This window comes from Nocardia sp. PLKS1-43, assembly GCF_059510335.1.
Window position 1 is genome coordinate 456700 of record NZ_JCAJZQ010000005.1, and the last position, 14778, is coordinate 471477.

Annotated in this window: 15 protein-coding genes and 1 pseudogene; 12 read left to right on the plus strand and 4 right to left on the minus strand. The window is 66.2% G+C overall.

The features are described from left to right. Window positions 1–6: 6 nt before the first annotated feature. The 9 genes from AC5WS7_RS21460 (at window position 7) to AC5WS7_RS21500 (ending at window position 9300) form a co-directional block, all read left to right on the plus strand. Complete coding sequence (locus tag AC5WS7_RS21460) at window positions 7–927, plus strand: DnaJ C-terminal domain-containing protein (RefSeq protein WP_495956320.1); 921 nt, start codon at window positions 7–9, stop codon at window positions 925–927. After that, window positions 924–1244 (plus strand): chaperone modulator CbpM, encoded by a 321-nt coding sequence (locus AC5WS7_RS21465; protein WP_495956321.1) that lies wholly within the window; start codon window positions 924–926, stop codon window positions 1242–1244. The genes AC5WS7_RS21460 and AC5WS7_RS21465 overlap by 4 nt, the downstream gene beginning before the upstream one ends. Then, a complete protein-coding gene (gene clpB / locus AC5WS7_RS21470; protein WP_495956322.1) occupies window positions 1226–3856 on the plus strand; it encodes an ATP-dependent chaperone ClpB in 2631 nt (876 codons plus the stop codon). Before AC5WS7_RS21465 ends, clpB begins: the two co-directional genes overlap by 19 nt. A gap of 14 nt (window positions 3857–3870) precedes the next feature. Continuing rightward, window positions 3871–4323: a thioredoxin family protein gene (locus AC5WS7_RS21475; RefSeq protein WP_495956323.1), complete on the plus strand. Its 453-nt coding sequence runs from the start codon at window positions 3871–3873 to the stop codon at window positions 4321–4323. Next, on the plus strand, window positions 4320–4586 hold the full coding sequence (locus AC5WS7_RS21480; protein WP_495956324.1) for a UBP-type zinc finger domain-containing protein: 267 nt from the start codon (window positions 4320–4322) through the stop codon (window positions 4584–4586). Before AC5WS7_RS21475 ends, AC5WS7_RS21480 begins: the two co-directional genes overlap by 4 nt. After that, on the plus strand, window positions 4586–6235 hold the full coding sequence (locus tag AC5WS7_RS21485; protein ID WP_495956325.1) for an FAD-dependent oxidoreductase: 1650 nt from the start codon (window positions 4586–4588) through the stop codon (window positions 6233–6235). The genes AC5WS7_RS21480 and AC5WS7_RS21485 overlap by 1 nt, the downstream gene beginning before the upstream one ends. 14 nt (window positions 6236–6249) lie before the next feature. After that, complete coding sequence (locus tag AC5WS7_RS21490) at window positions 6250–6690, plus strand: DUF1931 family protein (protein WP_495956453.1); 441 nt, start codon at window positions 6250–6252, stop codon at window positions 6688–6690. A gap of 221 nt (window positions 6691–6911) precedes the next feature. Next, window positions 6912–8588 carry a PucR family transcriptional regulator gene (locus tag AC5WS7_RS21495; protein WP_495956326.1) on the plus strand — a complete coding sequence of 559 codons (1677 nt, stop codon included), beginning with the start codon at window positions 6912–6914 and terminating at the stop codon, window positions 8586–8588. 565 nt (window positions 8589–9153) lie between these two features. Further along, entirely contained in the window at window positions 9154–9300 is a 147-nt protein-coding gene (locus AC5WS7_RS21500) for a hypothetical protein (RefSeq protein WP_495956327.1), read from the plus strand. Here AC5WS7_RS21500 and AC5WS7_RS21505 read toward each other — a convergent pair. The 3 genes and pseudogenes from AC5WS7_RS21505 to AC5WS7_RS21515 form a co-directional block, all read right to left on the minus strand. Next, window positions 9255–9482 (minus strand): annotated as a pseudogene (locus AC5WS7_RS21505) (ISL3 family transposase); the annotation flags it as partial. The gene AC5WS7_RS21500 and the pseudogene AC5WS7_RS21505 sit on opposite strands and share 46 nt — an antisense overlap. Further along, on the minus strand, window positions 9436–9615 hold the full coding sequence (locus AC5WS7_RS21510) for a hypothetical protein (protein WP_495956328.1): 180 nt from the start codon (window positions 9613–9615) through the stop codon (window positions 9436–9438). The gene AC5WS7_RS21510 and the pseudogene AC5WS7_RS21505, both read right to left, overlap by 47 nt. 6 nt (window positions 9616–9621) lie before the next feature. After that, window positions 9622–10242 (minus strand): TetR/AcrR family transcriptional regulator, encoded by a 621-nt coding sequence (locus AC5WS7_RS21515; protein WP_495956329.1) that lies wholly within the window; start codon window positions 10240–10242, stop codon window positions 9622–9624. Window positions 10243–10488: 246 nt separating this feature from the next. Here AC5WS7_RS21515 and AC5WS7_RS21520 point away from each other — a divergent pair, with 246 nt between their 5' ends. Both AC5WS7_RS21520 and AC5WS7_RS21525 read left to right on the plus strand, forming a co-directional pair. Continuing rightward, window positions 10489–11697 (plus strand): cytochrome P450, encoded by a 1209-nt coding sequence (locus tag AC5WS7_RS21520; RefSeq protein ID WP_495956330.1) that lies wholly within the window; start codon window positions 10489–10491, stop codon window positions 11695–11697. Next, window positions 11694–12650: an alpha/beta hydrolase gene (locus AC5WS7_RS21525; RefSeq protein WP_495956331.1), complete on the plus strand. Its 957-nt coding sequence runs from the start codon at window positions 11694–11696 to the stop codon at window positions 12648–12650. Before AC5WS7_RS21520 ends, AC5WS7_RS21525 begins: the two co-directional genes overlap by 4 nt. 259 nt (window positions 12651–12909) lie before the next feature. Here the strand turns inward: AC5WS7_RS21525 and AC5WS7_RS21530 are convergent, their stop codons facing one another. Then, window positions 12910–13518: a TetR/AcrR family transcriptional regulator gene (locus tag AC5WS7_RS21530; RefSeq protein ID WP_495956454.1), complete on the minus strand. Its 609-nt coding sequence runs from the start codon at window positions 13516–13518 to the stop codon at window positions 12910–12912. A 183-nt stretch (window positions 13519–13701) separates the two neighbouring features. Between AC5WS7_RS21530 and AC5WS7_RS21535 the strand changes: the two genes are divergently transcribed. Then, window positions 13702–14754, plus strand: a complete 1053-nt coding sequence (locus AC5WS7_RS21535) for a Rieske 2Fe-2S domain-containing protein (protein WP_495956332.1) — start codon at window positions 13702–13704, stop codon at window positions 14752–14754. Window positions 14755–14778: the final 24 nt, after the last annotated feature.

The following is a 14778-nucleotide window of genomic DNA, read 5'->3' on the forward strand; positions in this document are numbered from 1 at the left end:
GCGTCGATGGCGCACGACTACTACGAGGTCCTCGGGGTTCCCCGCGACGCCGACAAGGACCGGATTCAGCAGGCATATCGCACGCTGGCGCGGCGATATCACCCGGATGTGAATTCCGATCCGGCAGCGGAGGATCGGTTCAAGGAGGTCAGCGAGGCGTACGAGGTGCTGTCCGACCCGTCGACGAGGAGTCGCTACGACCGCTTCGGTGAAGACTTCCGGCGGGTGCCGGAGGATTACGACGAACGGGTCGGCGCGGCCACCGGCGGATTCGGTGGCGGCAGAGGTGGTTTCGGTGGCGGGACCCGCGTGCACTTCGATCGCGGCTTCGACGGCAATGTCGACTTCGGCGACATTTTCGGCGATATCTTCGGTGGCCGGGGCGGCGGATACGGACCGATTCCGGGGGCCGATCAGGAGGCGGTCCTGGAGCTGACCCTCGAGGAGGCCTACCGCGGCGGCAAGCGCAAGCTCGGGCTCGACGGGCGCAGCTACGACGTCGACATCCCGGCCGGGGTGATCGACGGCCAGCGGATCCGGCTGGCCGGGCAAGGCGGCAGAGGCAGCGGCGACGCGCCTGCCGGAGATCTCTACCTCGTCGTGCACATCAAGCCACATCCGCGCTTCCGGCTGGTCGGCCGCGACATCTACCTCGACCTGCCTGTTTCCCCGTGGGAGGCGGTGCTCGGCGCCACCGTCGCGGTCCCCACTCCCAGCGGCGAGGCGAAGGTCAAAGTGCCGCCGAGCTCGTCGACCGGGCGCAAGCTGCGATTGCGTGGCGCGGGCATGCCCAACGCTCGCGGCGCCGACGGCAACCTGTATGCCGAGGTCAAGGTCATGGTGCCGTCGAAACCGACCGCGCGGGAACGGGAGTTGTTCGAGCAGTTGGCCGCCGAATCGAGCTTCGATCCGAGGAGAGAGCAATGAGTGCGCCCACACCGCGATACCTGCTCGTGCGGCGACCGGGACTGCGGCTCGACGAGTTTTCGCGGCGGTCCGGTCTGCATCCGGACATGGTGCGCAAATTGGTCGCGCTCGGGCTGCTCGACTGTGCCCGCGAAGGTAGCGAACTTCGCTTCGAGCCGTCCATGGTCGCCGTTGTCGCCCGAATCCAGCGCTTGCGGTCCGGGCTCGGATTGAACTATGCGGCAATCGGGTTGGTGCTCGATCTGCTGAAGCGAATCGAAGAACTCGAAGCCGCCCCTCGTCGAAGGAGGACGTCGCGATGGACACCAGCAAGCTGACGGAGAAATCTCGGGAAGCCTTGAGCGAAGCGCAGAACGCGGCCACGCGATCGGGGCACAGCGAGGTGGACGGCGAGCACCTGTTGCTCGCCTTGATCGACCAGCGCGACGGGCTGGTGCCCCGGCTGCTCGACCAAGCGGGTGCGGATCTCGACGCATTGCGCGCCGATCTGGATCGCGAGTTGGCCCGCCGCCCCAAGGTCAGTGGTCCGGGCGCCGCACCGGGGCAGGTGATGGTCACCCAGCGATTGGCGGCGCTGCTCGAAGCGGCCGAGCGAGAAGCCAAGCGGCTCAAGGACTCCTACGTTTCGGTGGAGCACCTGGTGATGGCGCTGGCCGAAGAGGGATCGGGCACTGCGGCGGGCCGGATCCTCGCCGGTCAGGGCATCACCAGAGAGTCGTTCCTGCAGGCGCTCACCACGGTTCGCGGCAATCAGCGAGTGACCTCGGCGACCCCGGAGGGCGCTTACGAGGCACTCGAGAAATACGGCCGCGACCTCGTCGCCGAAGCAAGCGCGGGCAAGCTGGACCCGGTCATCGGCCGAGACGCCGAGATCCGCAGGGTGACACAGATTTTGAGCAGAAAGACCAAGAACAATCCGGTATTGATCGGCGATCCCGGCGTCGGCAAGACCGCGATCGTGGAGGGCCTGGCCCAGCGGATCGTCCGGGGCGATGTGCCGGAAGGCCTGCGCGACAAAACGATCTTCTCCCTCGATATGGGTTCGCTGGTCGCCGGGGCGAAATATCGAGGCGAGTTCGAGGAACGTCTGCAGGCCGTGCTGTCGGAGGTGAAGGCGGCCGAGGGCCGCATACTGCTGTTCGTCGACGAGCTGCACACCGTGGTCGGCGCGGGATCGGTCGGCGGTGAAGGATCCCTCGACGCGGGCAATATGCTCAAGCCGATGCTCGCCCGCGGCGAGCTGCACATGATCGGCGCCACCACGCTGGACGAGTACCGCAAACACATCGAACCCGACGCGGCCCTGGAACGTCGATTCCAGACTGTCCTGGTGGACGAGCCCAGCGTGGAGGACGCGGTGTCCATCCTGCGCGGCCTGCGCGAACGGCTCGAGGTCTTCCACGGCGTGAAGATCCAGGACGGCGCGCTGGTGGCGGCCGCGACACTGTCGCATCGCTACATCACCGACCGCTTCCTGCCGGACAAAGCCATCGACCTGGTCGACGAGGCGTGTGCTCGGCTGCGCACCGAAATCGACTCCATGCCGGCCGAACTCGACGAACTCACCAGAAAGGTGACCCGCCTCGAGATCGAAGAGGCGGCACTGTCCAAGGAGACCGACGCGGCCAGCAAGGCTCGCCTCGAGGAGCTTCGAAAAGAACTCGCCGACCTTCGGGCCGAAGCCGACTCGAGGCATGCCCAATGGGAGGCCGAACGGCAGGCGATCCGGCGGGTGCAGCAATTGCGTGGGCAACTCGAGCGACTGCGCCACGAAGCTGAAGAGGCCGAACGCAATTACGACCTCAACCGCGCGGCCGAGTTGCGCTACGGCGAGATCACCAACCTGGAACGCAATCTGCAAGCGGCAGAGGAACAATTACGGTCCAAGCAGGGCAAGCAACCGTTGCTGCGCGAGGTTGTCACCGCGGACGAGATCGCCGAAATCGTCGCCGCGTGGACCGGAATCCCGGTAGCCCGGCTACAGGAGGGCGAGCGGGAAAAGTTGCTACGGCTCGACGAAATCCTGCACGAGCGGGTGGTCGGGCAAGAGGAGGCAGTACAACTTGTCGCGGACGCGGTGATCCGGGCCCGGTCGGGCATCCGCGACCCACGCAGGCCGATCGGATCGTTCATCTTCCTCGGGCCCACCGGCGTCGGCAAGACCGAACTCGCGAAGACCTTGGCCGCGGCGCTTTTCGACAGCGAGGACAATATGGTGCGCCTGGACATGAGCGAATACCAGGAGCGGCATACGGTCAGCAGGCTGATCGGCGCGCCTCCCGGCTACGTCGGTTATGACGAGGGCGGGCAACTCACCGAGGCGGTGCGACGCAAGCCGTACTCGGTGGTGTTGTTCGACGAGATCGAGAAGGCGCACGCCGACGTGTTCAACACCCTGTTGCAGGTGCTCGACGACGGCCGGATCACCGATTCGCAAGGCCGACAAGTCGATTTCCGCAACACCGTGGTCATCATGACCTCGAATATCGGCTCCCAGCACCTCCTCGACGGCGTCACCGCCCACGGCGAAATCAAGCCGGACGCACGGGATCGGGTGCTCGCCGAGCTACGCGGACACTTCCGCCCCGAGTTCCTCAACCGCGTCGATGACATCGTGCTGTTCACGCCGCTGACGCTGCCGCAGATCGAGCACATCGTCGAGCTACAACTCGAAGAACTCCGACGTCGCCTGACCGAACGCCAGATCAGTCTCGATATCACCCCGCAGGCGCGCAAGCTCATCGCCCAGCACGGATTCGATCCGGTCTACGGTGCGCGTCCGTTGCGCCGCTACATCGCACACGAAGTCGAGACGAAGATCGGCCGGGCGCTGATGCGCGGCGATATCGGTCAGGGCGGCACCGTCACCGTCACCGTGGACGGTGCCGATCTCGCGGTCACGTACACCGCGGCCGCGATCGCGGCATGAAACGAGGTACAACCATGGAACCCGCGAAGATCAAATGCCCCAACTGCGGGAAGATCAATCGGGTCGCGGCCGCGGCGGAGGGCACACCGCGCTGCGGTAACTGCCACACACCGCTGCCGTGGATCGTCGCGGCCGGCGACGACGACTTCGCCGAGGTGACCGGAAACTCTTCGGTGCCAGTCCTTGTCGACCTGTGGGCGACCTGGTGCCGGCCCTGTCTGATGGTCAGCCCGGCGCTCGAACAGCTCGCGACCGAACGGGCAGGTCGGTTGAAGCTGGTCAAGGTCGACATCGATGCCGCCCCGCGTACCGCCGAGCGGTTGGCCGTGCGGGCGGTGCCGACCTTGCTCGTGCTCGACCGCGGCGAGGCGCTGGCCCGGCAGGCGGGCGCCGCTCCGGTACCGGAACTGCGGAGATGGCTGGACCAGGCCCTCTCCGATCGAGCAGATAGGGGCGTGACCGCATGACCTCCATTCATACCGATCCCCATGTCGCTGCGATCCGACCGGTCGCCCCGCGGACACCACAGGGCTGCGAGGAGTGTCTTCGGCTCGGCACGCCATGGCTACATCTGCGGCTGTGCCTGACCTGCGGGCACGTCGGGTGCTGCGACTCGTCCCCGATGCGGCACGCGCGAGCCCACGCCGCCGGGACCGCCCACCCCATCGTCCAATCCATGGAAGCCGGCGAGAATTGGCGCTGGTGCTACGTCCACCAGAACTTCGTCTGATGAACGCCGAAACCCCCGACGATGTCGGCGCGTATCCGCGATTGTCGGACGCGCAGGTGGCGACGCTCGCGGTCGGCGGCGCCCGGCGAGCCGTGCGCGCCGGTGAGATATTGGTTCGCGCCGGCGCCCCGAGCGACGAGTTCTTCGTGATTCTGTCCGGTACCGTCGCGATCGTCGACGACGATGCGGGGCAACGCCGGGTGCTGCGCATCCACGGGCCCGGCCGATTTCTCGGTGAGCTGGGCCTGCTGGAAGGCCAGGTCGCGTTCTACACCGCGGAGATGACCGAAGACGGCGAGGTGCTGGTCGTCCCGGTCAAGCGGATCCGCGCGCTGGTCGAACACGACCCGGTGCTCAGCGACCTCATTCTGCGCGCGTATCTGATCCGGCGCTGTCGGCTGCTCGATTTCGTCTCCGGGTTCCGAATCATCGGTTCCTGTTACTCGCCCGACACCCGGCGGCTACGCGAGTTCGCGGTGCGAAACCGGTTGCCGCACAATTGGATCGACCTCGAGCGCGACAGGAGGGCAGAACAACTCCTGCGTGATCTCGGTGTCGCGCCCGAGGACACCCCGGTCGTCGTCTGGCGTGGCGAGCAGGTGCTGCGCAATCCGACGAATGCCGAGTTGGGGCACCTCATCGGCCTACCGGTGCCGACCACGGCGCGCGAGGTGTGCGACCTCATCGTGGTGGGTGCCGGCCCAGCCGGTCTGGCCGCCGCGGTGTACGGCGCCTCGGACGGGCTCGACACCTCGGTGCTGGAGGCGATCGCGGCGGGTGGGCAAGCGGGCACGTCCTCGCGGATCGAGAACTATCTGGGCTTTCCCGCGGGTATCTCCGGCACCGAGCTGGCCGAGCGAGCGGTCATCCAGGCCGGAAAGTTCGGCGCCCGATTGCTGGTGTCCGCGCAAGTAGTCGGGCTGGAAGCCGACGATGGACACCATCTGCTGCGACTGGCCGAGGGCGGCGCGCTCCTCGGCCGCACTATCGTGCTGGCCACCGGCGCTCGCTATCGCAGACTCGCCGTGACCGGAATCGAGCGTTTCGAGGGCACCGGCGTGTACTACGCCGCGACCCATCAAGAGGCGGCGTTGTGCGGCGTGGACCCGGTAGCTGTCGTCGGCGGCGGTAACTCCGCCGGGCAGGCGACGGTATTTCTCGCCGGGCGTGTCGAACACGTGCACCTACTCATCCGAGGTGGCGATCTCGGCAAGAGCATGTCCCGGTATCTGGTCGAGCAGATCGAGCAGCACCCGCGTGTGACGGTGCACCGCAACACCGAGGTGCGCGAGGTCACCGGCGGCGGCGAGCTCGAAGCAATCGTGGTCGAGAACAACCGCACCGAGGAGCGGGACCAGCTCGCGGTGCGCGCCGTGTTCGTTTTCATCGGGGCCATCCCGTACACCAGGTGGTTGGCGGACACCGTCGCGCTCGACGCGCACGGGTTCGTCTGTACCGGCCCGGACGCGGTGTACCCGTCCGAGCAGCAGCGCGATTCCGACCGCAGACCGCTACCGCTCGAAACAAGCAGGCCCGGCGTCTTCGCTGTGGGCGACGTCCGTAGCGGCTCGGTCAAGCGAGTCGCGTCCGCCGTGGGTGAAGGCGCGATGGCGGTCCGCCATATCCACGAATACATCGAGAGGAGCTGACCGAAATGCCGGTAATGGGCGTTGTCAAGTTTCAGCGTTTCTTTCGTGCCGCGGCCGGGCTGCAGGTGCACCGCAACGATCTCGAGCGCTACACCGAGTTCATCGACGACAAGATCTACGACCTGTTCGTCGTTGCCAAGGCGTCGGCGAAGGCGAACTCGCGCGATGTGATCGAACCGTGGGACCTTCCGATCACCGCGGGACTGCAGCAGAGCATCCATCGGTTCGAGAAGCTGGATGAGGATATCGAGCTGCAACCGCTGCTCGACCAGCTCGCCGCACGACCGCCGCTCGACCTCGCCGTCTCCGAGGGCACCGAGCACCGACTGCCGCTGATCGCGGGCGGCCTCAGCGTGGCGCTCGCACAGACGCTCGTGGCGATCGCACCCAAGGTCAAGAATCCGGGAACTGCCGAATGGTCGGTGGTGTTCGAGATATTTCATCTGCTGCTTTGATGCAGCAACGATGCATATTCGGCACCGGCCGCAAACGCCGGATCTGTCGGTGTACCGTCATGACCAACGTCCACAGAATCAGCCGGCACCTGGATGTCTGTCACTCGAAGCGAATCGATGCGTGTGGCGGCGAGTGGATCGGCCGAAATTCTCCGGGTGGGCGCGGCCGAGGCTGCCGCAGTATCAGGTTCGACCGAAACCTACGATGGGCCAGACCCGCCATGAATCAGCAACTGCTGAGTTATCCAATCGTCGACGGCTCGGCACGCGCCCACCTGGCGTCGCTGCACGGGTTGTGCGCACTGTCGGCGGCGCTGTCGAGCGAGCACGACGAAGCGGAAATACTTCGAATGGCCCGTACGGCTGTCCCGGCCCTCGGCTCGTGTCGCACGCTCGCGAGCTATCGCCGGGTGGACGACGAATTCACCCGGTCCCCACAGACTCGACCTGCACACCCCGGCCTGGACGCGCAGGTCAGCGCGCAGGCGGGCGAGGGCAGTGTGAGCCTGGACGGTGAGAAATGGGTGTGGGCATTCGCCCTGCGAAGCACGTCCGGAGCGGTCGGCTCACTCATTGTCGGCTCCAACCGCGAGCCACGGCCGGACGAGATATTCCTGCTGAAAGTGCTGGCGCAGCTCACCGGTTCAGCACTGGCCAACGCGACCACGCATGAACGTGCTCGCGCCCACGCGACCGAACTCACCGAGATCAACGAGCACCTGGCCGCCACGGTGCGACGCCTCGAACAGCAGACCCGGGTGCACGAGGTGCTCGCCGGCGCCGCCGCGTACGGACAGGGCGAGCAAGGGATCGCCGACGCCCTCGCCCAGCTCACCGATTTGCCCGTCGCGGTCGAGGATCCCTTCGGCAATCTGCGCGCCTGGTCCGGACCCGACCGACCGGAACCCTATCCCAAAGCCGCACCCGAGCAGCGTGATCAACTACTGCACCGTCTGGCGACCCACAATGCGCCGCTGCGACTCCACGATCGGATGATCATGCTGGTGAAACCGCACAGCGATATCCTCGGCACGGTCGCGCTGATCGACCCGGACCATCGAGTTGTCGAGGCCCAGCTGTTCGCACTGGTCTACGCCAGCACCATGCTCGCCCTCGAACTCGCACATCAACGCACTCTCGCCGAGATCGAACTGCGGCTACATCGCGAACTCGTCGACGATCTCGCCTCCGGCACCGACAACGACAGCGCCTACGCCCGCGCCGAAGCGTTGGGACACGACCTGCACGGAACGCATTATGTCGTCGCGGTGCACAGCGCAGGCCGCGCCGACGATTCGATCGCAGACGCCGCGAGCCGCGCCGCGTCGGCCCTGAGCCTGCAATACATCCAGGGCCGCCACGGCGGCACGGTCGTGCTGATCACCGACCGCAGACCCGATCCAGGCGCCTTCCACCACGCAATCCACGAACGCCTCGACACCACGCCGATAACCATCGGAATCAGCGCCCGGTGCGAACAGCCCAGTGATTTCGTACGCGCGTTCGCCGATGCCCACTGTGCCATCCACATCCGGCTACAGTCCCGAATACCTGACGGCGCGACGACATTCGAAGAACTCGGCTTCTACCGTCTGCTCGACGCGGCACACGCCGACGATCAGGTCGATCACTACATACGCGAATGGCTCGGTGCCCTTCTGGAGTACGACACCACCCGGCATTCGGACCTCGTGTACACCCTGGCCCAGTATCTCGAATGCGGCGGCAACTACAACGATTCCGCCGCCGTACTACACATCCACCGCAGCACCCTGCGCTATCGCCTCGGCCGCATCCGCGAACTCACCGGCTTCGACCTACATGATGCGAATATCCGATTCAATCTCCAAGCCGCAACGCGCGCATGGCAATTCCTGTCCGTCGGCGCCAACCCGTGACGTTGTTGTGACCGCCAGCTATTCCCCCGGCCGATCAAAGCCCGTCCCGCAGATCGATGGCAACCCATCAAGAGGCAACGATTTCAACCAGCCCGAAACCGTTGTGACACTATGTCAATCACCTCTCGAGCGTCCTGCCGCAACGAGGTGACCATCATGGCCGGAGACACGGTCATTGTCACCGGTTCAACGGGATTCGGCGGCGAATCCGGAGCCTCGGTGCAGGCCTCCTGCGTGTCGGATCGGTCATCAGGCGTTGTCGAGGACCGCGGTGGGATCGGTTGATCTTGTCGGTTGCCCGCGAGCACGCCACACAGCCGTTCGAGCGATCTGCGCGGGTTCGGTAACTCGGGCAGCCCTCGAGAGTTACAACAACATGTCACATCCGCCGAAGCGTCAAATCGAATACGCACCCACGATGACCAGGCGATTTCCGGTTGCCCATGTTTTGCGTGTCCCGCCGGGGGCGCTCAGCGCTCTGAACAGCGACGACGCCGTCGGGTTCAGAGATTCCCAGCCCGAACAGCGTTCAAACACCACGGAACTTTCCGGGTAGATTCCGGGCATGGGACAGGGCTTGGACGACATCGACGAACTCCTCGAGGACTTCGAGACCGAGCTTCGCCACGTCAACAAGTCCCAGGGCACCATCGACCCGAGGGGCGGGCCGGGTGGCAGCGAGATCGCCGGCAGTACCCGCACCGCGGTGTGACGGGACAGTCGAACCGGCAATGCGGCCGGCACGCGGACCGCCGCCCCGACCGGCCAGTTCTTTCACGATCGCCGCACCTGGCCGGTCGGTCGGGTCGTTCGCCGTTGGTAGCGTTCGGCAAGCCCGGGAACCTGTTCACGGAAAGTCTTGCAGCACTGCGGTGTCGAGAAAACCAGTGATCTGGCCGTAGTCGACGAAGAACGTCTTGGCTGCGTCGGGATTCAGGAACACGAACCGCGCGATGTTGGCGAGGCGTCGCGGCTCTGCCGGCACCGATGCATACGGCGCTCGGCCGAATTGGTTCATGGCGAGCACGGCGGTTCAGGGCCGGCCGGCGAATATGAGATGTGCTGCGCGAGTGATGGTGTGGCGAATGTCGGCGATGGCGGCCGGGTTGGTGGTCAGGTCGAGCAGGCATGTGGTCAGGACATGGCCGAGGACCAAGGCTTGGTCGTGATCGTCGGTCCAGTCGGGATCGCCGATCGCGGCACGGACGAGTTCGGTGAACAGAGGCCGCCACACTCTGATGCCGGGTCCGTCACCGGAGTGCACCGAACTCATGCCCGCCTGTAGCAGGTTGCGGTCCTCGTCGGCCCAGGTGATGAACTCGGCGAACGCTGCCGCCACTCGCTCGGCAGTGTCGGTGGCGGGGTCGCTGGTGCGGTGTTCGAGGCGGGCGAGAGTGTCCAGGGCCCATTCGGACATGAGGTGCTGGACCAGTCCGTCCTTGGAACCGAAGTAGCGGTAGACGGTCACCGGTGTTGTTCCGGCTTCGGCGGCGACCGCTCGGATGGTCACTCCCTTGTAGCCGTTGCGGGAGGCCATCGCGCGGGCGACCGCGGCGATCTCGGCGCGGCGCTCGCGTTCGGCCGGGCCGAATTCGCGTACCACTCGCAGAGAATCACGGGACTCGCGCAGCAGCTCGAACGCGTCATCGATCACCGATCGAGGGTACCGCAGCCCGAGAACACGGTGTATAACACGTTATATAACGCGCGGTGTCCCGCCTCGCGGATGGCGCGATCGGATTCACCGCAACGAGATGACCAGGCCGATAGGGCCTTCGGGCCCGCACCGCTCACCCGAGTCGGGGCGCACGTGCCCGGATCGCCGATCGCGAGGTAGAGGTATCACAACAAGTTCCACTGGTATAACGTGTTATACAACGTGTGAAAGGCAGTTACGATCGTGACCATCAGCGACCTGTTCTCCCCAGCCGTCCTCGAAGACCCCTATCCGGTTCTGGACGAGTTACGTGCGGCCGGTGACGTGCATTTTCTTCCCGATCAGCAGCTGTACGTGGTGCTGGGGTTCGAGGCGATCCGTACGGTTCTGGCCGATCCGCAGGCCTACTCGAGCAATCTGGTCGCGGTCCTGAACGCGGCGTCGGAGGGATCGGCGACGGTGTCGGTGGCCCAGTCCGGTGGAGTGGATGTGCTGGCGACCTCGGATCCGCCGGTGCACACCGCACATCGAGCGCTGGTGATGTCGCGGTTCAGCCCCCGCGCGGTCGCGGACCTGACCGCACTGATCGACCAGGCCGTCGCTCCCGCGGTCGCCGAGCTGGTCACAGCCGGTGCGGGTGACTGGATGCGGATCGTCGCGCACCGCGTGCCGGTGCGGGTGATCGGGCAGCTGATCGGATTGCCGGCCGAGGACAACCAGCAGCTCGCGGCGTGGTCGGACGCGGCGATCGAGCTCGTGTCCGGCGTCGCCACTCCCGAGCGCGTCGGGCAGGCAGCCCTGTCGGTGCTGGAGTTCACGCAGTATCTGGGCGAACGGCTCGACAGTGCGTCCGGCGATGACGCGCCCGGGGTTCTGGGCACGATCGCCACGGCCGTCGCATCGGGCACCCTGACCCGAGACCAGGGCGCGATCCTGCTGGTGCAACTGGTGACCGCGGGCGCCGAATCGACCACCAGCCTGCTCGGCACCGCGGCGCGACTGCTCGCTCAGGACGAGGATCTGCAGCAGCGGGTGCGCGCTGACCCTGATCGGATCGGCGCGCTGGTGGAAGAGGCCGTGCGCGTGGAAAGCCCGTTCCGCGGCCATTTCCGCGTCACGACCAGACCGACCCGGCTGGCCGGGGTACGCATCGAGGAAGGCGCCCGGCTGATGCTGATGTGGGGAGCCTCCAACCGCGACCCCCGCATCTTCGACCACCCGGACCGCGTCGACCTCGACCGCGCCCAACCCAAACTCCACCACAGCTTCGGACGCGGCATCCACTTCTGCCTCGGCGCCCACCTGGCCCGCAAGGAAACCGTCCAGGCCCTCCACACTCTCGTGCACACCACCAGCGACATCCAGATCGCCGACAACGCACAGTTGAACTACGTTCCCAGCCTCATCGTGCGCCGGCTCGCCGCACTCGACCTCACCGTGACCCCGGCATGACCCCACCGGTTCACGCACTCGCCGCCCGGCTGCCGGGAACAGAGCTGTTCACGCGATACGGGCAGTACCGGGAGTATCACCCCGATCTGCGGCCATACGCGATCGTGCTGCCCCGCGAAACCGTCGCCGGCCCCCGCACACTGTCGGTGGTTCGCCACCTGACCGCCCGCGTGCCCGGCCACCCGGCCGCAACGGTCATCGACCTCGGAGACGGTCTGTCGGTCCGGGTGTTCGGCCCACCGGCAACTGTTCCCCGCACTGGCGCGGCGGTGATGTGGATCCACGGCGGCGGCTACATCTTCGGCACCGCCGCCCAGGACGACCGCTGGTGCCACCGCATCGCCGCCCGCACCGGCGCACAGGTGGTGTCCGTCGAGTACCGCCTCGCCCCCGAACACCCGTACCCCGCAGCCCTCGACGACTGCCACCGCGCATTGGATTGGATCGCCGAACAGCCCGGAACCGACCCCGCCCGAATTGTCGTCGCCGGAGCCAGCGCGGGCGGCGGACTCGCCGCGGCCCTGGCCCTGCGCAGCCGAGACCACGGGCCCGTCCGGCCGGCGCTGCAACTGCTGCTCTATCCCATGCTCGACAATCGTCCCCTCCCCGACACGGACTCCTGGCATCGAATGTGGGGGCCACGCGGCAACTCCTACGCCTGGACCAGCTATCTCGCGGACGCCACCCCGGCCGAGGCCGTCCCCGCACGCCGCACCGACCTGCACGACCTGCCGCCCGCGTGGATCGCCGTGGGCACCCGTGACCTGTTCCACGACCACAACCGCAGCTACCACCAAGCCCTGTCCGCTGCCGGAACCATCAGCGCCTTCACCTCCATCGACGGCGCATTCCACGGCTTCGACGCCATCGCACCGCACACCGGCATCGCACAACGACTCCACGACAACGCCATCCAAGCCATCCGCGATGCGATCGACCGGCCCCGGCCGTGACCCCTCGATCGATCCCCACGCGCGAGTTCCCGACCGGCTGCACGATCGTCGTCCACCCGGCCCGCGAATGCTCTCGGATCGCCGCACCGACATATGAGGTCTTACGAGATATGTTGTCCTGCAAGTGAAGTCGCTCAATCATGCCGTCAAGGCGCGTCCGGCAGCGGCACACGACCGGAACGACGATGGCCGCAGCATTACTCCCGCCGAAAACGACTGTGGCGCAAACCCGTTGGACGATGCGCGCCGCGGCGTGCTGTCAGCTCTCGAGGTACGCGACGAGGGCGCCGATCAGGCCGTCGAGCGCGTCGTCGAGGTCGCCGTAGGTGCCCAGTGTCCGTTCCGAGGTGATGCCGCGCATCGCGGCGGGGATGAGCGCGGCCACCTGCCGGATCTTGAGCGCGTCCACTCCGAGGTCGGCGAAGGCTCGTTCACAAGCGGAGTCCCAGTTGGGTTTCCAGGACGACAACTCCGCGGCGGTCAGCGGGAAGTCGCGCTCGAGTTCGGCGTTGTCACGCGGCAGCGCCGCCCGCAGGGTCTCGATCGCCAGAGATTCGGGCCTGCGCAGGCCCGCGGCCATGGTACGAATCATTGCGGAAACCCGCTCGCGCAGTGTGCCGTCGGGCTTGACCCCCGCGGGCAGATCGCCGCGCTTGTCGGCGGTATATCGCAGCACCGCAGCCCACAGGCCGTCGATGTCGCCGAACTGGTACTTGATCACTCCCCATGTCGCGCCGATATCGCGCGCGATCCGGTTACCCGACACCGCCCCGGGATCACCCGTGGCCAGCGAGGCGATCGCTGCCTCGAGCATGCTCTCCCGCGAGGCGATTCCCCGCTTGTTCGCTCGCCGCCCACCCACTGCCACTTCCGTCACAACTGCTGATTGTACGGATCCCGACCAGCGAATCCTAGTTTTCATAGAGCCCTCTTGTTTTATTTCATAGAGGGTTCTACGCTAATCGTTGTCGCTCGGCGAGAATGGTTTCCGCGGTGGATTCCGGCACCGAGCAGTTCCCGTAGTGCCCTTCGAAGGTTCTGGAGGTTCGAGATGGCGAAACCGCCATTGTCGATGGAGCCGACCGGCTGGTTCCAGGTGGCCTGGTGCGCCGAGATCGCCGTCGGCGCCGTGCACAAGATGAAGTATTTCGGCCGCGAAATGGTCGCCTGGCGCTCGGCGTCGGGCCAGGTCGCGGTATTCGACGCCTACTGCGAGCACCTCGGTGCGCACCTGGGATACGGCGGGCACGTCGAGGGCGAGAACATCGTCTGCGCGTTCCACGGCTGGGAATGGAACCGCGAGGGCCGCAACGTATGCATCCCGTACGAGAAACACCCGAACAAGGGCCGCCGCATCCGCAGTTACCCCGTCGTCGAGCGGAACGAGGCGGTGTGGATCTGGTACGACATCGACGGGCGGGCACCGTATTTCGACGTCCCGGATATCTTCGAGTCGTTCGGCGACGGTAAGACCGCCGCGGACTATTACCCGCCGGTGCCCGCGGCGACCCTGTTCCGGGAGCGGCAGGAACTGCACCCGCAATACGTCATGGAGAACGGCGTCGACGCCGCGCACTTCAAGTTCGTGCACAAGACACCGTTCATCCCGGAATTCACCCGGCACGACTTCTCCGGCCCGGTGTCCTATGTCGACTTCACCATCGCGTTCGACGAGGGCATAGCCGAAGACGAGATCAACAGCGGCGTCGAATCGATCAACGCCGGATTGGGATGCTCGATCACCAAGAGCTGGGGCATGGTCGACAACCGCACCATGCCCGCGGTGACACCCGTGGACGAGTTCACCTCCGATGTCCGGTTCACCGTGTGGATCGGCCGCAAACCCGGTGACGACAGCCCGGAGATCACCAAATACGGCAAGACAATGGCCGATTTCGTCATCGACCAGTTCGACGCCGACGTCCACATCTGGGCACATCAGCGTTACTCGGACCCACCTGCGTTGTCACGCAAGGAATTCCAGGGATTCACCGCGCTGCGCGAATGGGCGAGGCAGTTCTACCCCGACGGCGGGCCCGCCGCGGCGGCACGACCAGGCAGCGGCGCGGTCGAACCCCGGCCACGGACGGTCACCGGCACCTGACCGGCACACAACAGACGACATCAC